A 21,773-nucleotide genomic window follows, 5' to 3' on the forward strand; every position below is an offset into this window, starting at 1 on the left:
CTAAAGAATTATATAGACAGACGTGAATGGATGCGTTCATGTCTTCTTTTGATGTCGTAAAAGTGAAGTTTTTACTTAAAAGCGAGGTGGTTAAGAGTCTAAACATTTTTTTCAATAGGTTAGCGGAGCTTAAAAAAAGACTGAATAAATATAAAGTCTATGAATAAAAATACATATAAGAGTTTACGGTTTTTATGTATATTTACATCCAAAATCAGTAAAAGTGTTCATATAACTGGAAAAAACTCGAGCGAATAGAATTGCACATCGGATAAAAGTTTCAAAAGTGTAACAGCGAAAAGAATAAATATGCGTAGATAGGGTAAATCGTAGACATGTAAACTTTCAAAAGTTAAGTATGAGGGGAGGGGCATTTCTTATAAGGACTTATTATCTTATTGGCTATAGAGAGGAGGAAGTCGTTTGAAGAAACGTCTATGGCGGCTAATTAGTGTTTTACTCATATTCACTATTGGTTTTGCAGGGCCGCTGGGGAACATTGCGTTCGCACTGGCTGATCCACTGGACACTTTTGACTTTGATCTGGGCACAAACCCATACATAGAGTTCAAAAATACGTCTGGATCATCTATTGATGTGAATCCAACGGGAAAAATTAACTTTACGATTCAAGGAACAAGTTTAGATGAGGCGATCCTGGACAGCACAAACTCTGGGGACAATAGTCTTATTGAGCCATTTGCTGTTCAGCTCATCAACGCCGACACCAGTCAAGTGGTTGATGTTCTTGAAGCCAAAGGGGACCTATTTAACAACACCATTCAAGATGTGCTAAGTCTTGCTTTTATGTTAAATGGAACCCCTCTTGACAATGACACCAACTACCGGATTGAATTTTTAACACCAACCATTAAGACCCTTCTTAATCGAGTTGGACAAAGCATTTATATTGGTAGTGGTGATCCGTCATCCAATGTTAGTTTTAAACTCATGCAGGCAGATGGGAATGACACCCTTGTTTCAGAAAACATATCTGTGTTCGAAAATTCTGCTCTGTCAGGGACAGAAGTTGCTGGAACAAAGGAGTTTGATGGATCAAACACACTTGAGATTTCAGGCCCAACAGTCACTATGGACCTGGGAGATCTTTCAGACTATGACAATGTGGAAAAGGTTGAACTGCGCTTTGAAGGAGACCAGGCCCTGAGTTCAGAATCTCTATCCACCATATTGGCAAGTTTGAATGAAGGCAGTGACCTATCAGGCAGTTTTTCTGTCCTCAATGGGTCTGGCCCTTATGTATATGGAATTACTGTTTACTTGTCGGGACCAGCAACAGGCACGTCAAACAGTCTTGTTTTAGAGTTTGATGAAACAGACATGGCCATGCTAGAGCCGGTATTGTCAGACTATATAGTTGATCAGAAAGCCACAGGGAACGTCTATGTGCTGGGCTACAACAGCAGTGATGAAGTTGTAGGCTACAACCTCTTTACTAATATAGATGATTCTGTTCCGTACGTTGACGGCAGTTTTGTCTTTGATGGGGTTCAGCCGAATTTCACAGGCTACTACGAGACACCGCCGACCCTTATGGCTATGTATACAGGCCACACGGCTGACAACTTGCTCATAAGCGGAGAGACAAGTTTTGACAATGGTTCGGGCACGCAGACCATCCCGTTTACACTGGAAATGTATCATACAGGCAGTGGGAATTATAAAGTGGATGGTCTAGGCTTTGAAGACTATACGGATAAACTTTTTGAACAAACAGGTTCAGTCAATATGATGCCTGTGAATATTTTTGAAGCCAACACCATCACCCTAACAGGTGAAAATGTCTTCCAAGAAAGCTTCACTAGAACATTCACTTGGGAGCCTGACGCAGACACAATCTTAGAATATTTCTCTGATGATCATGGAAGTCGAGTTCATCTCAAGACTTATCAAATAGGTCCAAACTTCAATGACATTGAGATTGATATGCCTCAGTACAATGGCAACACAAGTGATTTGGCAATGGATTTATACTACAACACATCGACCACTTCAGGCGGGGCTATTATAGCGCCATACAGCCTTTTTGAAGCGAGCGATTATGAAATGTTTTACGATCCAGGCCCAGGCTCAGAAATGAGAACGCTTGGAAAATTTACAGAAGATGAAAGCTACACAACACCATATTTAGGCTTTGACGGGATTGACGAAGAAGGTGGATACTTTACAGCTGAACTTCGATTTAACAACCCTGATATTTCACTGGGAGACGTGAAATACTTAATTCCTGTTCAGCAGGAAGAAAACATGATCAAGTTTGATGAAGAACAACCAGACCCGCATGTGGAATATTTTGATGGCTATGGAGATGGCGCCTTCAAGTTCCTCGTTAAGTTTGGTTGGGATGATGACTCCATGATCGAGGAAAAGGTATTTCTTGATCAGTTCACATCAAACCTAGAAAAGTACATCAGCCTTGACCACAAGGATAAAGATGTATCAGGCATTGGCATAACAAGTATTGAAGGCTATAGGGACTCATTTGACACCATGGCAAGTGAGACCGATCCATATAGCTTTGCCCTAGTGGGCATAGACACCCTACCACCAAGGTTCACGCAAATGGTCTTTGAAGGAGCCGCCTATGTGGAAGGCACTGGAGACATTGACCTAGACTATGATGATGAAACAGGTGAACTCGTGGTTTATGGTGACAACGCCGGACAAGGTACAATTGAGTTCCACCTTGTTAAAGATGGTGTTTCTAGTAAGGTTAAGAAAACTTTTGAAGTGGCCAGCGCAAGCAGCTCAACAAAAGATTATTTCTTCCAACTTGGACAAGATAGTTTTGTGAGTCCTGAAGAAATCTTAGCAGGATCAACCTTCTTTATTGGTTTTGAGGATGCTTACGGCAATCCACTTGTTGAAACGGTAAAATCAGAACTTATCGTTGAAACACCAATTGATTCCTATCTAGTTGATGAAACAGGCAACTACTTACTCAACGCTGAGCTAGGTCTTATTCCAACGACGGAAATTCCAGAACCGGTTTCGGGATCGGCCATCGTATGGGAAGAAATTGTACATCTACAGTCAAATGATGATGGCAAGGTCTTTGGATCCGTTTATCCAGGCACCTACCTGGCCTTTAATTTGGAACTAAAAGATGACCAAGGCAAGCGGGAAGAGTACCCAGTAGACATGGAACTTTCCATCCCAGTCAGTGGACAGAAAGAACCATACACGAATGATATTGTACTGCCTGCACACAATGTGTATGGTCAGTCCTTAAGGGCGGCCAATACATCCTACAGGGAGACAATCGTATTTATAGACGCAGATTACCTAACAGCCCTACAAAACGCCATGACAGACCATGAAAACTGGGAGCTGTTTGATGTACTCGAAACTTTCTATATTAAGAAAGTGGAAACAGACCTGGATGGGTCCTTTAGCACATATCTTCGTCCACAAAAGAACAGTAGTGAAATCACCTACGCTCTTATTGGTAAATTTGAAGGGGAATCTGTCATTGGACCAAAATCAGTGGCAGGATCGGCCGTATCAAAGGCCAGCCCATTCACTTTTACAGTATCCAGTGTGTCAACAAATGGCATTGAAGCCATTGAATTCCCACCGCCAACACTGACAGGTGTTCTTGAAAATTGGGAAAGCACACCAGTGGCCCTTGAAAATGTCTTTATCGAATTAAAGGGCGACAATGGATTCCACTACGCAACAATCACCGGAGAAGATGGCGCCTTTAACCTGGCTGTCAACGAACCGGGCACTTACAATTTAAGTGTGGCTAGAACAGACTGGGATATGGATGGAGAGGGTCTCCTCTTTGTTGATAAAGCCGGTTTTGACACAGTCACACTGACTCAAAATGATATTGATAACATTGAAGCAGGTTCACAAAATCCTGTTGACATGGGCACTGTAACCCTTCCAAGTCCAAACTTTGAAATCCAGTTCCAAGTGGATGGACAAGATGTTGGTCAAGGGGAATACAGCAGCATTATGATTGAGCAAGTGGTTGCAGAAGGTGAAGAACCACCTGAGTTCCACGTGCCAACACAAACCGGCGGTTTCACGCTCTACTTGCCAAGTACAGACTATGAAATCACAGAGTTTAACTATGGCGAACTATGGTTAGAGCCTGAAACACCACTAAGTTTTAACATACCATCAACAACATCACCGTATTATATAGCCCTTGATGATTACTACAATGGGGTTATAACGGTTGAAGATGAAGACGGCGCACCGCTTGCGGGATATAGGGTTGAAACTCAAAACCTTTATAACAATTGGTGGAGAGGGGCAACAACTAACGCACAAGGTAAGGCCTACTTCAACTTTGAAGTGCCTGATGATGGAAGCGATGCAACCATTGAAGTCAGATCATATGTCTTCAAGGACAAGTGGTATGACCTCTGGGATCAGGACAGTCAAAGTTATGAATCCTTCACAGTCAATAAGAACCATGGCGGCACAAATGCCAAAGCCTCTTATACCATCACTGTAAGGGCACCAAACTTTACAGGTAGTGTGTTTACTGACCAGGCCAAGACCGATCAAATTTTTGATGGTCACCTAGACGTCAGAAAAGAAGCCTCCACTGCTGGAGATTATGACCAGTGGTACTGGATCTATATAGACCAAAGTGGCGACTTCTCATTTGTACTGCCTGAAGAAGGCACCTACATGATTGAGTCAGCAGGTGCACATACAAGCACAGATCCAGACCAGCAGTGGTTTGAAATTGGAAAAGCAATTGAAGTCAAACTTATAAACAGCAAACTGGTGGTTGTGGAACCAGGCACGACCACACCGATATCCATGCCAATTGAACTTGGCCCACAACCGGCCAACTTCTTTGGTGACTTGTATAAGACAGGGACGACACCATACCTTTCAAGTGTTGATCCTGAGGAATATTATGTGGCAATGCTTCTAAGGGAAACAGGCGTTGACCCTGTAGCCTTTGAGTTTGAACCATGGAAATACGAGCGACGCGTTGAAGTGGCGCAAGACGGTAGCTTCAGTTCCAAACTTGACAGCAGTAAGTCTTGGGAAGTCTACGCCGTAGAAACGTCCCGTGGTTGGTTTGAGTACAGCACGCCAGTGACTGTGACAGTTTCTGAGTCTGTGGCCAATACCATTACGGCACCTGTACCAAACTTTAATGGACAGATTGCTGGATTCGAAAATGCTGAAATTCTCAATTTAAGACATGGACGCGTTGAACTTGAAAACATCGATGGCACCCAGTGGATGGGCGCAGACATTGATGAGACAGGCTTCTTCGGCAAACAGTTAGAAGACGGTTCTGTATGGTTCATTAGGGAATACTTCTATGAACAAGAAGACCCGAACAAGCCAGATACAGATCCGACCAAGTGGTCTCATACCCATGTGAGACTGGATAAGAAAATAACAGTGGGGACGAATTCGGATGGAATCACTCTGGCACCAAACTTTAAGATTGATTTGTCCGCATCAAGTGATTTAATATCAGCCCCTACAGAAGACTATGAAAACTTCTTCAACGCCAATATCAGACCGGTACTGACCCTGTCAGATTTTACAGCCAAGTATCCAAATGATTCTACCAAGGCGGCGCAGGAGTATGAACGGTATCAAATGAATCCATGGGAATTTGGCACATGGGTAGAAGGCAAGTACAATGACCAGACAAGCCATGTTGAGTTCTTCACCTTCCTCGAAACAGGCAGTTATGAACTCATGGATGTTAATGGTCAAAATGTATTCCTTGAAATCAACGAGCCGTTTACACTGGATGGCGCATCCTCAAGTGGTGTGACATACAACGACACAGCAGGCTCATATACAATGGATGTGGCGTTCACAACCAATGTTGAGGGAACCATCACAGAAAACGGTCAGCCTGTTGATAGGGCATGGGTAAATTTCATGCGTACAGACCTAGACTGGGATGACCACTCGGCTATGCGGTGGTTTGGAACAAGCACAAACGCACAAGGTCAGTTTGCACTCAACCTACCGAGTGATGAGGTGGATGACGCCTCAACAAGTGAGTTTGACAGCGATGACGCTTATGCGGACTACAAGCTTGAAGGCTACCACACAGAAGGTCAATGGGCCGGTAATGTATGGCAGCCAGGCCAGTGGACCCCTGTTGGCTTTAAGTTCAAGATCAACGATGCTGGAGAACTCCTGGATAGTTCAGGACAGGCCCTAGCAGAGATTACCGTGGCACCAAATGTCACTGGAGAAGTTTACAAGATATTTAAGTCTCACGACAAGGCCAGCGACTTCTTTGGCACACCAAGTGCCGGGGACTACGCAAAAATTAAGCAGGCCTGGTTAACGATCTGGCCATATGACAAGTCAGATCCAGACTATGAAATTCCGTGGGAGGACTGGGAAGAGTCCATTTGGACTGAGACCAATCCAGAAACAGGAAACTTCACAATTATGCTTGATCCAGGTGACTATATCGTGACAGAAGCCTCCGTGAACAATTTCTGGTTCAGACCAGACACAGTCTTCACTGTGGACGCAAACGGAGACTTGGTGGATGAAAGTGATGATGCGGTTGAAAACGGCAAGCTTGTTATTCAGCCAGAAGAGCCAAACTTCAAGGGCACAGCCTATAGAGACTCTGCTAAGACAACACCACTCAAATGGGGTTGGATCATGCTACGACCAGCAGAAGCCTCTCAAGAAGATTGGGAAAGCACAGTATGGATCAATACGGATTCCAGTGGTGATTTTGAAATGAAACTGGAAGACGGAAACTGGAAAGTTATAGAGATGGGCAATTATGATTTCTGGAAGCGTGTGAACATTCCGTTTACCGTGGCAGGATCAGAGGTAACATCATCAGTTGCAGGCTTTATGACAAATGGCCTTGCAAGTGTGTATCCACCAGATCCAAATCTAAAGGGTCTAGTGAAGAACAAGTCTGGAAATCAGGTCTTTACAAATGCTTGGTTGACAATCAAGCCGGCTGATGCCAGTGACTATGACTGGGAAAATGCCCTATGGACCGAATACAGGCTACGTGATGATGACACCTACAGATTTGAAATGAACATTGAACCAGGTCAGTACAAGGTTACAGAAGTTGGCGCATATGACTTCTTCTATCATACGGACATTCGATTCACCGTTTCTGAAAGTGGAGCTGTCACATCGTCAGCCCTTGAAAATGGCCTGCTTGTTGTCGAACCGCCACAGCCGAATTTAACAGGTACGGTTTATGGTGACACAGACAACGACGGCAATGATGATGACCCTGTTGCAAATGGTTGGCTGGGCATTGCCCGCTATGAAAATGGCAAGCAAGTGACCATGGAAGGTCAAGCTATATCAAGCTCAGCTTATAAGGATGAATGGAGCAACATGTACTGGCAACACACACGCTGGACAGAAACAAATGGCAGTGGTGGGTACGAAATGAATCTTGACACGGGCACATACCAAATTATTGGTGTGGGTGGTCAAGGCGTATGGTATCAACCAAGACTTGAGTTTGAAATTGAAGATGGTCAAACAACCATTCTGGATATTTCAGAGCCAGGGCCAAATGTCACTGTTACAGTAACAGGTGTACCAACGGCAATGCAGTTTGCAAGCTATGCGTGGCTGGATGTCTTTAGAGAAGTTGATGGAGATCGATTCTTTGAACCTGTTGAATTTGTTGAAAAAGATGGAAATGGCAACTTTATCTTTAAAGGCAATTTGGCAAGTGGATCGTATACAATCGGCTTCTTCGGTACAGATTTAGGCGGTCTTGAGATCGATGATGCAAGCATGACTGTTAGTGGCACAACCAACAAGACGGTCAATGTTGGTCAAGAGACTGGTAAACAAGTTGTTGAAGGTCAAATTCTCAAAGACACATCGGCACTGGGTCAAAAAGCATGGATTAAAATTGAGGGCACTGTGGATGGAAACACTGTGACCAAGAAGACGCAAACCAATGTGAATGGTGAGTTCAAGTTTAAACTGCCAGACAACACGGACTGGACAGTTGTTGAAATCAGTCTCATCGAGGGATACTTGCTGCTTCCAGAAAGTCCTGACTATGAATTCAATTCAGGCACATCGGCAAGTCCATCAGCCGCTTGGAATCTTGATATTGGAAGTTTGCTTCAATAGGACAATAGGATGTGGCAATGAGGTGGCCACATGAAAGGCCACCTCATTTATAAACAGGAGAGGTGACGCATGAAATATACAATTAGAAAAACTTTCACGAAGCGCTTCCTCATCTATGCACTGATCACAATACTAGTGATGTCCGCTTATCAACCTGTAAGTGTAAGTTACGGTGTGGAAGATGTTAATTTTACAGTGACACCAACCTATATCAACAGCGACTTGTTGCCAACAGTGGTAACGGTCACAGCGGATAAAAGTGCATTCACAGTTGGTTCTGTTTATCCAACGCTCATTGACGCTTCAGACAATTCACAGTCCTTGTCGATTGTGAGTTCGTCAGCCACTGAGCTTAAGTTTACAGTGCCAGCGGGTGTAAGTGATGGAACGTATAAAATTAGAATAAGTGACCCTGAAGGCGACCAGGGCACAACGACAAAGTATTACGAAGCGAAAACAGATTACTCCATTGGCGCCAGCAGTGTGACGACCACCACGCCATTTGACAGTTTTCCAAAGGGCTACGATGAACAGCAGTCTGTAACAGTGACGGGAAGCCACACAAGCTTCTCTCAGGGACAGACGACTGTTGAGCTTCTTCAAAATGGATCGGTGATTGATTCTGCCAGCATCACATCCGTGTCCAGTTCAGGGACAGGGCAAAGCCTTGTTTTTGCAGTCAGCACAGGGCTGACAAGTGGTACATATGATGTGCGATTTACAACGGGCGATGATGTGGATACGGTATCTGGAGGTCTTCTTGTTAGGGGGACACCAGCGGTTGTCCTTGACGAGACTAGTTTTACGGAAGGCTACAGTCAAACCAATGTTGAAGTGACTGGGACAAACACAGGCTTTGATTCCAATACCCAGGTTCAAATCCTAGACTCAAATGGTGACCCAACAGGCAAGGCAGGGACCACAAATGTCATTGATTCAGACACCCTTAACTTTAATGTTCTGACAGGTCTTAGCGCAGGAGATTATACGGTTAATGTGACAACAGGGGTGGAGGAAGCCAGTGCATCCCTCACAGTCTTGTCTCCTTCAGCGGAACTTAGAAAGCAGTCAGACAATACGGCGCTTTCAAGTATTGGCCACTATTTTGGAGACCAGAATTTAAAGTTTATAGGCACGAATACCAACTTTGACAGCAACACCTCCTTAGCTGTCTTTAAAGGGGAGACACAGATTAGCGGGGCCATTTCAGGAACGCCATCTGTCAACAGTTCTACAGAAATTCTCTTCACACTTTCTGAGTGGACATCCAGTGTGGGAACGGGAGACTTGACCGTGATTGCAACCACAGGGGACGAGACAGCTTCAGCGACCCTAAGTGTTGTTGAGCCATCAATCAGCTTAAGCTACAACTCTGATGCTGTTGAAGACAGTGTCATAGCTGGTGGCTATAAAGAATTTACCATCGATGTGGATGGCACGGACGCCTTCTTTGAATCAGACACGACTGTGAGTGTCGAGTCCAGTTCCACAGAATATGTCAAAGCAAGCAGTGAAGTATTTACAGATGCGGAAAACCTAAGGTTCACCCTTGAGACAGGCCTATCCGAAGGAACCCATACAGTGACCATAGACCTTGATGGAGATGGATCGGGTACAAATACTTACACAACAAGCATCGAGGTTGGTCCGAGTGCATCCATTCTTAGTGTTTCTCCGTCCAATATCCTCAGAACCAAGAGTTCTGCGAAAACATACACAATATATGGTCAAAACACCCACTTTGAAGCGGGGACGCCATCAATTGATATTGGCGGAACAACGAGTGAGGATATAAGCAACATCAATGTCATTGATGCAACCACCCTGACCTTCGACCTTATTCCAAGCACGGTGGATGTCAACGGAAGTCTAGATTTAGATGTAACCGTTAACTCTTCAGTCATAAGTGAAACGGCTTCCTTGACAGGTGCCTTTACCGCATCCAATCAGGGGATAGAAGCCACGCCGGAAACCTACTATACCCTTGAAAAGGGCAATGCGACCATCACTATATCGGCTGAAGGTTTTACCTATAACTCAAGTGAAAGCAATATCTCAGCCAGCGTTGGGGGCTCTTCTGTAAGTGTGTCAAGAAATTCGGACACAGAAATAACAGTGACCCTGCCAAGTGGTGTGTCATCAGGATCTCAAGAGGTTCTTGTTGACAATAATGGAACCCAGTACACAACAGCTGTATCTGTCGTAAAAAGCCAACAAACAAGCAATACACCGGCCTATAAGGTCTATGGATATGCGACAAACAGTGATGGCAACATTGTGGTTCAGGGCAACAGCACCCTGGATTTCGATGCGACTTATGAGCCTGTGATTGTGGCTTCAAGAAATGGAACGGACTATTCAGTTTCCTTTACTTCCATTGATGAGTCAGCCAATACACTCACTATGACCCTACCGGATGGTTTATCAGCTGGATACTATGACATCTCACTCACTTGGTCGTCAGGGCCATATGCTGGCAACAGCTTGACCTTGTCCAACTACCAAATTAAAAATGAGATTGATGCCATTGATATTTATTATTCAGGGGCCATTGCTTCAAATAGAACCGTTTATTTGAATGGTTCAGGCACTGTAACCTTTACGGCCATTGCAAACATTGTAAATGGGTCTGCCAGCACAAATAAGACAAGTGAGGCCACTTGGACATCAAGTGACACGTCTGTGGCAACCATATCCGGTGGTGTGGCGACTGTGACAGGACGGGGCACGACCAATTTAACAGTGGCCTATGATGATGATACAGACACCATTACCCTTTACGTAAAGGGTCCAGACAGTATTGCCATTAGTGGTTCTGATGCCAATATTCGAATTGGCGAATCTGTAACACTGGCAGCAGAAGGAACATATGGAGACAGCTCCACAGAAACCCTTACAGCCAAGGCCACATGGTCAGCATCCAACACAAATGTAAGCGTAAGTAATAACGTCGTAACGGGACAAGAGTCGGGCCAGTCCGTTGTGAGTGCAACATACGGTGGTACAAGTGGAACATTTGATTTCACTGTGTCTTCCATCGACTTTACCCCATCAACCATCCGATCACTTGAGCTTGGAAATAAGACAGTGACGATTGATGGGATTGAAACAGGCACGACAATTGACAGCTTAACTGTAGGGGGGCAGTCTGTCACCCCAACTGATACAGGCACGGCTATTACATTTGTGCCACCATCAGGTTTATCTGCTGGGAGCCAGTCTGTTGTCGTCACAACGGGCAGCAAGACCCATACGGCGTCTCTGACTGTTGTAAGCAGTAGTATGGTCTTAAGCACCCAGCTTCTTGAAGAAGGCTATGAGGCCTTTACCATGACAGCCACACTTAAAAACACCCAGGTATCTACAGGACAAAAACCGACAGTGACCTTTGATGGTGATACGATTGCGGCGTCAAGTGTGTCTGTGGATGAAAGTGCAGATACGGTTTCTTTCCCAATTGAAGCGGGTAAGACAAGCGGTGATTATGATGTAACTCTGACCTGGACAGCAGGGGACTACTCAGGCAATAGCTTGACACAACCCCTCAGTGTTGCAGGCGAGATTGATTATACCCTATCAGGGGCATCATCTGTATCCATTGGATCATCAACCCAGTTAACTTTGGTTGCCAATGTGGATGGAACAGACCAGGATGTGACATCGGGTGTTGAATGGTCATCGTCTAACACGGACATTGCCACAGTGAGCAGTACGGGCAGTGTAACGGGTATATCGGCCGGTTCAGCAACCATAACAGCGACCTTCCAAGGTGAGTCTTATACAAAGATCATCATTGTGCCGTCAAATGATACAGGCGGTGGAACAGGTGGAGATGACGATGATGATTCAGGTTCTGGCGGCGGTGGTGGATCCAGTCCATCTGGAGATTCAACATCAAGCGGTTCGACTTCTCAGCCACAAGACGTCTTTGATTTAGATACAACCAGGGGTGTCACAAAGCAAATCCTACAAGATGTGGATAAGCTGACACCACAGGAAGCCATGCGAGACGTGGGATCCATTGCGGCAAGTGCTAAAAACAGCTTGTCAAGCATGGATGCCAGCCTAGACGAAGCCAAGGAAATCGCAGATGCCTTCTATGAAATCAATGTGAAGGTCCTTAATAAATCAGATGTGACAGCCATAGAGTCGAATAGCATAGCATCTAATATGGCCCTTGTCATTGGCGCCTACGTTTCAAGGGATGACGTTAGTCCATCAGAAGCCCTTGTATGGGCGGACAAGGTCATAAAACAGGTTGGTTCAGAAACCATGATTAAGACAGGTCAAACTTCTAAACTGGCCACTCAAGTGGCATCTGATGTGATCGACAATGTGGTTGTAAAACTGCTTAAGAAAAATGTGAATGCCGACACGGCCACAGCGGTCTTTGAAACATTTGTTAAAGATGTGGCCCAGAAAGCCATTCGACTGGATACAGCCGGGGCAGACCGGGCAAGACTTGTTAGTCGAATGATTCAAACAACAGAAGATGTTGTTGAAATTGCAGGTCGTGTGGAAGAAAGTGCATTTGCACAGTCTACAGTCGGTGCTGAAACGACACTCAGTGTCGATCAGAACACCCTTATGTTGGCAGCCGGTAATGCCATTCAGAAGACAGAAGACCTCCGTCTCCTTGTGGCTCTAAACACAGCGGTCGATCTTCAAGATCGGATTAAGCCAAGACTGGGTCTCAATCTACCAGATGTTGAGGGCAATGTAAAATTGAACCTGAATGCCAATGTGGTTCGAAGTGTCAAAGACACAGGCGCTGAAATTAAGGTTCGAGCAAAAGGCGCTGAATTTGTATTCGCGAGCGAAACCCTTGAAGAGTTACAGGACAAGGGCATAAACCTCCAGGTTGGTCGAGTGGGGAAACTGGAACAGACCCTTTACTTAAAGGATATGGCCCTATCCCTCCGTTCCAACATTGCTCAGGTTGACAATACCAAGCAAATCGAGCTGGATGGTTATTCAGAACTAATCAATAAACCAAGTCTCAGTCTGAATTTTGATGAAAATGTGATCTTTGTCCCTGAATATGTGAATGTCTTCGTATATGATGAAGACAGTGCACAGTGGGAATTTGTAAAATCACAAGTGGACCAGGCCAGGGGCAAGGTCAGCTTTAAACCACCACACTTTAGTGTGTACTCTGTTGTAGAATACTCTAGGTCATTTGATGACGTGAAGTCCCACTGGTCAAGAGACTTTGTTGAAGCTATGGCATCACGAGGTCTGACAAGTGGTGTGTCAGAGACCATGTTTGGACCAGATTATTCTATTACAAGGGCTCAATTTGCAACCTTGTTGGCAAATGCCCTAGGACTTGAAGGACAACCGGCATCAGCCTTTAATGATGTTCCGCAGGACACTTGGTATTACAGACCGGTCAACTTAGCCTATGAGGCGGGTCTTGTATCAGGTATGGGTGATGGCATGTTTAATCCAAATGCCAATATCACCAGGGAACAAATGGCTGTTATGATCGCCAAGGCTTATAAAATCATGCTAGGATCAGATATGATCGGTCTTGAATCTACAATCACCGATATGAACAGTGTGAGCCCATGGGCGAAAGATGCAGTTAAAGCGGTTGACTACCATGGCGTTGTTTCAGGTTTTGAAGATGGTTCTTTCAAACCAAATGACAATGCAACGAGAGCACACGGCATTGTTATGCTGAAAAAACTTTTAGACCTTAAATAAGGGATTTGAGTTTATAGGTGGACATGCCAAGAGCTAGACATAGAAAACTGAGGACCAGTCTATCCAAGACAAGTCGACCGAAACTTAAAAGTCTATAACAAGCAGAAAAACAGCCGGTGTGAACATTCACACCGGCTGTTTTGATTTTAAATTATATTGGTTTGAGAGATAAGCCCACTTGCTATAATCTTACTTGTAGGAGCTAATATCTATATCATCAATCCAAATCGTATCTTGACCAGAGAAAGTAATCTGCATAGAGTCAACGCCAGAAGCACTCACTTTACTTTCGACCATTTCCCAAATGTTTGCTGCTCTAGGCACGTGCTTTACATCCTTTGTAAAGACGAGGTTGCCATTTTTATAGCCTTTGAATTGGATATTGACTGGCTCTGTTCCGTCAGAAAGCAGCCACATTGAAATGATGGAGTTGCTTTCCATTTCAAGATCCTTCATTGTGATTTGAGCATCGCCCTCGGAAAGATCCATTTTGATGGATTCTGTACCACTTCTATACAAGTTGGTGTCTTTTGAAATATTCTCATCTGTATACTCAATCAGGTACTTTGAAAGTTTCTCTTGAGGGTTGGCTGTGCTGTTTTCATCATCATCAAAATCTGTCATATTGTCAACAACATAGTTAAACTCTTCGCTTGCAGGAAGACTCCACTGCTTGTTTTCATCTTGAACCTTGAGTTCAACCCGGTATGTGCCGGAGTTTTTAATGATCAAGTCCAGATTGTCGTCCTCTGACGTTTTAAGTTTCTTCTTGCCATTCTCAGAAACAGAGAAGACGCTCCATTCTGACATGACAATGCTGTTGTCCTTGCCATAGGCTTGGCTGGTATTCTTGAAGTGTAATTTGCCATCGATTTCTTGGCGGACAAAAGATGCTTCAGGCAATTTACTTTCTTTATCTGCAAATGGATTTGCGAAAGCGAATATTGCTGCCACAAGAGCTAGGGCTATTAGAATAAGAGCCAGCGGACCTGCATTTCTTTTTTTGTCAGGGGCATCGTCTGCTTCATCAAAAATTTCATTAACCACTTCAAGGCCTTCTAGTTCCACCTCTTTTTTACGTGGGTCTTCTTGATTTGTTTCTGAATCATTTCGTTTGTCTTCAGAATCTGAAGCGTCTGCGCTTTCCTTGGCTTGGTCTGTAGAAGCCGTTGATGTTGAGGCATCACTCGGTGTGCCAACAGCTCCAACAATAGGCGGAACAGCCTTGTCGTTAGAATCGGCTTCATAAATAAAAGTTTTCTTAAAGGCAGTCACCAATTCTTCCAGATTATTATAAACACCAGAGTTGACCTTTAAACTGTTTAAAAAGGCATCGACCTGCTCTTTTGTTTGACCTTCTAGACTGCCACCCTTACCTGTGTTAAAAATCACTTCAAGGGTGCCACCAATTTTATCAACAACTTGATCAAAACCATGTCCGTTTTCGATTTGCTCATCGACAATTATAAGCTCATTTAAAAGCAGTTGGTCTTCACGAACAATAATTTGATTGTCATCAAGAAATATGCTTTTAAAATAATTGTTAAACTTGTCGTAACTCAATGTTTTTTCCATGTATGTATGTGCAAGGGCAATTCTTTTTTCAGAATCTGCAATAACCCCTTCCAGATAGTTGTGTAGTGACATGCCCTCTTGATAATCAGTGACAAGGACAAGTTCATCACTATTGTCTTCAACATGTATAACATTACTCAATGCATTTTGCGCTGTTTCTAAAAAGTCTGGAGCCAACTGCGGTCCTTTTTTAAAAACATTAATCACAACCACATCATCAGGATTGTTGACTTGAGCCCCCATCATAATCTTCTGATATGGGTTTTGTTCAAAGACTTCCAGCACATTAAATTTCTCAGTGTAGGATGTACTCATACGAAAACCACCTTTGCTTTTGTATACCGTTCAAGAAGACCACCTTATGTCTTCTTTTACTCAAACCATGACAAGTTTACCCACACTTAAGATGCCCCTTGGAGAAAATTCTCGAAATTGTGCCAGGTCTTCTAGATGCAGAGATGGCTTAAATACCAAATGCGAGCAAGCAAAAAGTGGAAAAATGTATGGTTTGTGGTCTATTAATTCTAAATTATGTAACTCACTGCATGAGATTTCCAGTGAAAACCTCATTCTTTCCATATATTATATAATAAGTATGCACATGTTTAAAGTCTCAAAATGCAGATTTTCCAAAGGTTTAATATACCTGTAACATAAAAATTTGTTAGAATGTAATTAAGGAAAGGTGGTGCACAAATGCTTCGATTTTTACATTTGTCAGATATACATTTAGATGCAGTTTATGGACGATACCCTGAAGTTGTGCGCTCAGCACTTAAAGCAGGTCTTAAAAAGTCTTTTGAGAAGGCTGTAAACTTTACCATTGAAGAATCCCTAGACTGTTTGGTCTTGGCTGGTGACATATGCGATAGACCGGAAGTGTCTTATCAAACAGAGCGGTTTCTAAGAACGCAATTTCAGAGACTTCTAGATAACAATATACACGTGATCATGCTCCACGGTAATCATGACCCTTCCCAGAACTTTTCATGGGTGGATATGGGGGACAATGTTCATGTTGTGAACAGTCCCGAGCCAGTTAAAATAGACCTTCAAACCCATCGGGGGCATTCCCTTGTCATTCATGCAAATGGATTTGAAAAAAGGGAAGAAAAGCATTCTAATTTAGAAGCATTTGAAATGGGCAGTAAGGATGCTTTCCATGTGGGTGTCATGCACACATTTACAGTTGGAGGCACATCCGCAAATGAACATGATCCTTATATGCAAACAACATTTAATGAGCTTATGAGCAAGAATTACGATTACTGGGCTCTTGGACATATTCATAAAATGCAAATGTGGCCTGAGTACAAGGCGGCTTATTCAGGATCGTTACAAGGCCTGAATCCTAATGAAACGGGTCCCAAAGGGGGCATCTTAGTTGAAATTCATGCTCCCGGAGAACAGGCTCAGTTAAGTTTTAAGGATTTTTCTGTCCTTGAGTTCGTAACCCTATATGAGGACATTGAGGGAGAAAACGACCAACTTCATGATGTCTCAAAAAAAATCGTAAAAGGCATTGAAGCCTATAAAGCAGAAAAAGCAAATGAGAATAGACCGAAAAGTCTAATTGTTAAACTCGTCCTTGAGGGCTCAACAAACCTTTATTCAGAGTTAAAGAGAGTTCAGACACTTGATGAACTGACTGCGGACATAAGGGAAAACGCACAAGTTCTTTACATTGACCTTGTCACGGATAGACTAACCCCTCATTTTGATAAACGTCATATACTGAAAGGGTCTCCCTTTGCATCTTTTATAGACAGTATTATGCAAGATGGTGTTATGAGAGAAGAACTCTTAGAGTATGCTAAATCTGAGTCATTCGCAGAAATGCCAGAAGCTGGGCCAGACCAAGTAAAGTGGCTAAATGATTTATTGACACAAGTGGGAAATGAGTGGTTGGTAAGAATGGTGGATAACAATGAAAATTAAAGACATTCAGCTGAAAGGATACGGAAAGTTTATCCATGAAAATGTGAACTTGAATTTTTCAAAGGGCCTGAATGTAATCTATGGGAAAAACGAAGCAGGCAAGTCGACAATACGACATGCCCTATCAGAACTTCTGTATGGTTTTCAGGCAAAAAAAGTGGACAAGCACCCCTATTACACAGGTGACACAATACATATAAGCGGAAATTATCATGACCAGTCAAATGAAACGGTTCGGATTGAACGTTCCTTTGACACAGAGGCGAAAGGCAAAAAAATTATGGGTCCCCATTTACTTGAAGTGGGGAATACAGCTTTATCAGACATCGGACAGGTGCCATTTTATCTATATAGGGGCCTGTTTGAAATGGACTTATCTGATCTTGTTAAACTTGACGGTCGAAAATGGACGGAAGTTGAAGAACAAATTGCCCTCCAGTATGGTTTAGACAACATGCTTACGCCACAACAAGTCCTCAGTGATCTGGAAAATGAAATGCATGAACTTTGGCGTCCTCATAATAGGGGGAAGTTTAAAGTAAAATCCATAGATGAAAAACTTTTTAGACTCCGAGAAGACAAGAGAGACCATATTATTAAACGCAAGAGTTTTGAAGAAAAAGTTAAGAAGAAACAGAGCATTGAGGATGAAATCAAGAAGCTTTCTGATGATATTGACAAGAAGACCCTGTGGCTTCAGCAATCGGAGGCTCAGCTTGACGCCTTTAGAAAACTAAGTGAGGTTAGGGAGATCGAAATGAAGTTGGCTTCCAATAATATTGAGGCCATTGATCTTGAAGACTACCATTATCTTGTTCGGGAAAACGAAAGCCTGCGAAATGAAAAATCGGAGATTGAAAAAGAAATTGGTCATTTGCAAAAGAACAAAGTCCAGTTGACAGATCTTGAAAAAATGGCCGTAAATGACCATGAAATAAGCAGCTTATATCATGCCTATCATTCAGCGTACGAGGCGTATAGCCAGCAAAAAGATGCTTTAAAGCATGCTAAAACGCAGATTGAGCAAAGAAGCCTGGAACTGACATCTGACCCCTGGAATGAAGCCTTATTAAATTACTGGAGGGTTCTCAATGTAACAGGTCTTCATAAAGCGGTTAGAAATAGGCTCAATGTATCGTTTAGGAGTACAAGTCTCTGGACTTTATTTCTGATAGGGGTGGCAGTGGCTCTTGGTGGACACTACTATGAAGTAAATTATGCAAGGATGGGTGGTGGTGCCCTTTCCCTGCTTACACTGATTCTAATGGCATCTTCAATCGGCAAAAAAGTTTTTGAATATGGAGATATTCAGTTCAACAAGGGCGTTTGGAAAAGCAAAGATGTTTTCATAGATGCCTGCGAAAAAATGAAGCAGGTATCAGAGGGGTATCATCAACAAACGGTTCAGGTACAAGCCCTTCGTGACAAGTATAAAAAGAATCAGCAAAAACTTGAAGAAACCATGATGAGATATGGGTATGAAAAAGGACAAGATCTTGAAGAAAAAGCCCTTGAGGTTCTGCATTGTCAAAACAAATCAAGGGACAAAGAAAAAGAATTTGATTTGTATCAGTCAAAGTTAAGTGACTTAAACAGCAGAAAAAGAAAGGTCAGCCACAGCCTTATGATGAATCAAAGAAAGCTCAATGTTTATCGTAATGAGCTTGAGAAGCTAGGGGGTTCAGTGGAAGAAGCCCTTGAAAAACTAGATACCCTTATAGCCCTAGACCATAGAAGAAAAACTTTGATCGAACAACTTGAAACCTTTGAAATATCAAATCCAGGGCTGGTCATGTACAAAAAGTTTGTTGATTTTGATATGCGTATTGAAACAGAGCGAAATGGGATTGGTGCAATGAAAGAGAAGCGCGAAGACCTTCGTATTGAGCTGATGGCCCTTCACAAGGATGAAGAACGTATATTTGAAGATCAGAGACTGGATGCTGTTGAGGCAGAAATAGAGAAGCTACAAGAACAGCGAAGAGCGACAATTGACCAGTACAATCAGTTGAAAATGACACATACCCTCATTGCCTTTGCGGATAAAACATTTCGAAAGAAATTTCAACCCGATTTATTGACAGAGGCATCAAAGCTATTGGATTTGTTTACAGATGGTCGATACAATGATATAGCTACAGGTGAAAATGGGAATATACAGGTAAATGACACCAAAAAGGGGCGTTTTATCCCTGTACATGATTATCTGAGTCGTGGTACACTAGAACAGGTTTATATGGCTCTTAGACTTGCGGTTGCACAGACTATTGATAAGACGGAACAAAAGCTTCCGATTATACTGGATGAGGTTTTTGTTAACTGGGATCACGAAAGATTAAATAGTGCCTTGAAGGCCCTTCTCGTTATGAGTGAAGAGCGTCAAATCATCTATATGACTTGCCATGATTGGATGGCTGAAAAACTATCTTTGGAGTATGGAGCCAACCAAGTCACTCTAAGTTAAAGGTGTATATAATAAATTAAATGAGTGTGTCTGGTGATTTTATAGAATGGGTCAAAATAAAATTTGTTGAAGGTTGTGAAAAAAGTGGTAAGAAAATCAACTGAGCAGCGCGCTTTTGAAAAGAGTCGTAAAGATATATTAAAGCTTTCTGATAAAGAAGTTGGAAAAGAAGAAGAACAGAAGTATGCATGGGAAATAGAACTTGAAGAGTATAGGAACAGAAAGCGGTTGGATCGCTTTCTGATACTGGGCGCCCTGTGTGGCATCCTTTCCCTTCTTATTAGTCTTTATGTTTTGTATGGACATGTTTATGGATTGTAGACAAGTGTAAGAGGTGTAATATGAGATCAGAAGAGCGGCTGTCAGTCGCATATAAAATTTCCAAAGTGTCCATTGTTTTAAATGTCTTGCTTTCTGGTGTAAAGATCATAATTGGCGCTATTTCAGGCTCTGCAGCCCTGGTTGCAGATGGTTTCCATTCAGTGTCTGACGTCATCACAACAATCATGGCTATGATTGGGGTTTATGTATCTGGTCAAAAAAGTGACGAAGACCACCCTTATGGGCACGAAAAGTATGAACCGGTTATGGGAAAGCTCATGGCCACATTCCTGTTTGCTACAGGCCTGTTGATAGCCTTTAACGCCATAAAAAACATTCAGGCGGGCAATGTTCACATACCTAAGGGAACGGCATTATACGCGGCTCTTTTATCCATTGTGGCTAAGGAAGCTATGTACCATTACACAATGCGTGGCGCAAAGAAAATTGAGAGTACGGTCTTAAAAGCAGATGCTTGGCACCATAGAACGGATGCCATTTCATCTGTGGGGTCTTTCATAGGCATTTGGGGCGCTATGAATGGCTGGCCATTTATGGAACCCATCGCTGCTATAGCCATTGGTGTTTTGATTATTAAGGTTTCTGTTGATATCTACATTCAATCCATTAAGGAGTTGATTGATACAGCGGCAGACCCTGCAACTTTAGAAGATATCCGGGATACAATTGTTGATACAAAAGGTGTTATTGGGATCGATGATTTGAAAACAAGAATTCATGTCAACCGCCTGTATGTGGATGTTGAAATATCGGTAGATGCCCACTTAACCTTGCGTGAAGCCCATAATATTGCTGAAGATGTACACGACAGAATAGAAGGACAAATACCTAAGGTGAAGCACTGCATGGTTCATGTGAATCCTTATGGTGAGAGGTAGGGAATAAGGAATGGATGTTCAAGTATCATTATCAGAAAAAATCAAAGAAGTGGCTCCAAATTTAAAATTAGGTCTGTTGGAAGCCCATGTAAAAGTGACAGATCATAATGAAACACTTTGGGAAGAGATAGATGCAATGACTGAGAATTTTGATCTTGAAACTTCAGATATTGCCAAACTGTCTCCTGTGAGTGCCGCACGTAAAGTTTACAGAGCCCTTGGAAAAGATCCCACTCGATATAGATTGTCCTCCGATTCACTCATGCGAAGAATCGTAAAGTCACAAGGTCTGTATAAGGTCAATGATGTTGTTGATATAAACAACTTGCTTTCCCTTGAATGTGGTCATTCTATTGGCACTTATGATCTTGATAAGATTCAAGGACCTATTGTATATGATGTTGGGACCGCTGATGAAGAGTATAGAGGTATTGGGCGAGGTGTATTAAACATTGATGGCCTGCCTGTCTTTAAAGATGAATTGGGTAGTTTTGGGAGTGCCACTTCCGACTCAGAAAGAACGATGGTAACGACACAGACCAAAAGGATATTAATGAATATTATTGCCTTTGACGGCGATGCATCTCTAAATGACTGGATGGATAAGGCTGCTTGTCTTTTAGAAACTTATGTTGAGGGGCAGGTTACGAAACGATGGATCGTGGAATAACAATATTTTGAGCATTTTAAGAGACCTCAAGGGGTCTCTTTTTTATGTGTGTTTTTCAAGTCTGAGGCGAGAGGCATTATTC

The 21,773-nt window shown here is 42.9% G+C and carries 8 protein-coding genes; 7 read left to right on the forward strand and 1 reads right to left on the reverse strand.

Annotated elements, in window-relative coordinates; genetic code table 11:
* Positions 1–423 precede the first annotated feature (423 nt).
* Together ACQ4KW_RS06040 and ACQ4KW_RS06045 are read left to right on the forward strand one after the other, a co-directional pair.
* Positions 424–8,115 carry a hypothetical protein gene (locus ACQ4KW_RS06040; RefSeq protein WP_430885636.1) on the forward strand — a complete coding sequence of 2,564 codons (7,692 nt, stop codon included), beginning with the start codon at positions 424–426 and terminating at the stop codon, positions 8,113–8,115.
* Positions 8,116–8,184: 69 nt separating this feature from the next.
* Positions 8,185–13,824, forward strand: a complete 5,640-nt coding sequence (locus ACQ4KW_RS06045; protein ID WP_430885637.1) for an S-layer homology domain-containing protein — start codon at positions 8,185–8,187, stop codon at positions 13,822–13,824.
* Between the two features lie 189 nt (positions 13,825–14,013).
* Here ACQ4KW_RS06045 and ACQ4KW_RS06050 read toward each other — a convergent pair whose 3' ends face one another.
* Positions 14,014–15,714 (reverse strand): hypothetical protein, encoded by a 1,701-nt coding sequence (locus ACQ4KW_RS06050; protein ID WP_430885638.1) that lies wholly within the window; start codon positions 15,712–15,714, stop codon positions 14,014–14,016.
* Positions 15,715–16,095: 381 nt separating this feature from the next.
* On the opposite strand from ACQ4KW_RS06050, the gene ACQ4KW_RS06055 reads away from it, so the two are divergent.
* The 5 genes from ACQ4KW_RS06055 to ACQ4KW_RS06075 all read left to right on the forward strand — a co-directional run bounded on the left by ACQ4KW_RS06055 (position 16,096) and on the right by ACQ4KW_RS06075 (position 21,691).
* Positions 16,096–17,337: a metallophosphoesterase family protein gene (locus tag ACQ4KW_RS06055; protein WP_430885639.1), complete on the forward strand. Its 1,242-nt coding sequence runs from the start codon at positions 16,096–16,098 to the stop codon at positions 17,335–17,337.
* The gene (locus ACQ4KW_RS06060) at positions 17,327–19,801 is read left to right on the forward strand and encodes an ATP-binding protein (protein ID WP_430885640.1); all 2,475 of its coding nucleotides are present in this window, start codon (positions 17,327–17,329) and stop codon (positions 19,799–19,801) included. The genes ACQ4KW_RS06055 and ACQ4KW_RS06060 overlap by 11 nt, the downstream gene beginning before the upstream one ends.
* An 84-nt stretch (positions 19,802–19,885) precedes the next feature.
* Positions 19,886–20,122, forward strand: coding sequence for a hypothetical protein (locus ACQ4KW_RS06065; protein ID WP_430885641.1), 237 nt, complete (start codon positions 19,886–19,888; stop codon positions 20,120–20,122).
* A 20-nt stretch (positions 20,123–20,142) separates the two neighbouring features.
* Entirely contained in the window at positions 20,143–21,021 is an 879-nt protein-coding gene (locus ACQ4KW_RS06070; protein ID WP_430885642.1) for a cation diffusion facilitator family transporter, read from the forward strand.
* 10 nt (positions 21,022–21,031) lie between these two features.
* The gene (locus ACQ4KW_RS06075; protein WP_430885643.1) at positions 21,032–21,691 is read left to right on the forward strand and encodes a B3/B4 domain-containing protein; all 660 of its coding nucleotides are present in this window, start codon (positions 21,032–21,034) and stop codon (positions 21,689–21,691) included.
* Positions 21,692–21,773: the final 82 nt, after the last annotated feature.

The organism is Tianxiuia mixotrophica (assembly GCF_050596425.1).
GTDB lineage: Bacteria > Bacillota > Clostridia > Peptostreptococcales > Acidaminobacteraceae.

Bases quoted from the DNA above. Each gene is read 5' to 3' on its own strand.
- ACQ4KW_RS06045 (WP_430885637.1), top strand. From the start codon at position 8,185: ATGAAATATACAATTAGAAAAACTTTCACGAAGCGCTTCCTCATCTAT.
- ACQ4KW_RS06050 (WP_430885638.1), bottom strand. From the start codon at position 15,714: ATGAGTACATCCTACACTGAGAAATTTAATGTGCTGGAAGTCTTTGAA.
- ACQ4KW_RS06055 (WP_430885639.1), top strand. From the start codon at position 16,096: ATGCTTCGATTTTTACATTTGTCAGATATACATTTAGATGCAGTTTAT.
- ACQ4KW_RS06060 (WP_430885640.1), top strand. From the start codon at position 17,327: ATGAAAATTAAAGACATTCAGCTGAAAGGATACGGAAAGTTTATCCAT.
- ACQ4KW_RS06070 (WP_430885642.1), top strand. From the start codon at position 20,143: ATGAGATCAGAAGAGCGGCTGTCAGTCGCATATAAAATTTCCAAAGTG.
- ACQ4KW_RS06075 (WP_430885643.1), top strand. From the start codon at position 21,032: ATGGATGTTCAAGTATCATTATCAGAAAAAATCAAAGAAGTGGCTCCA.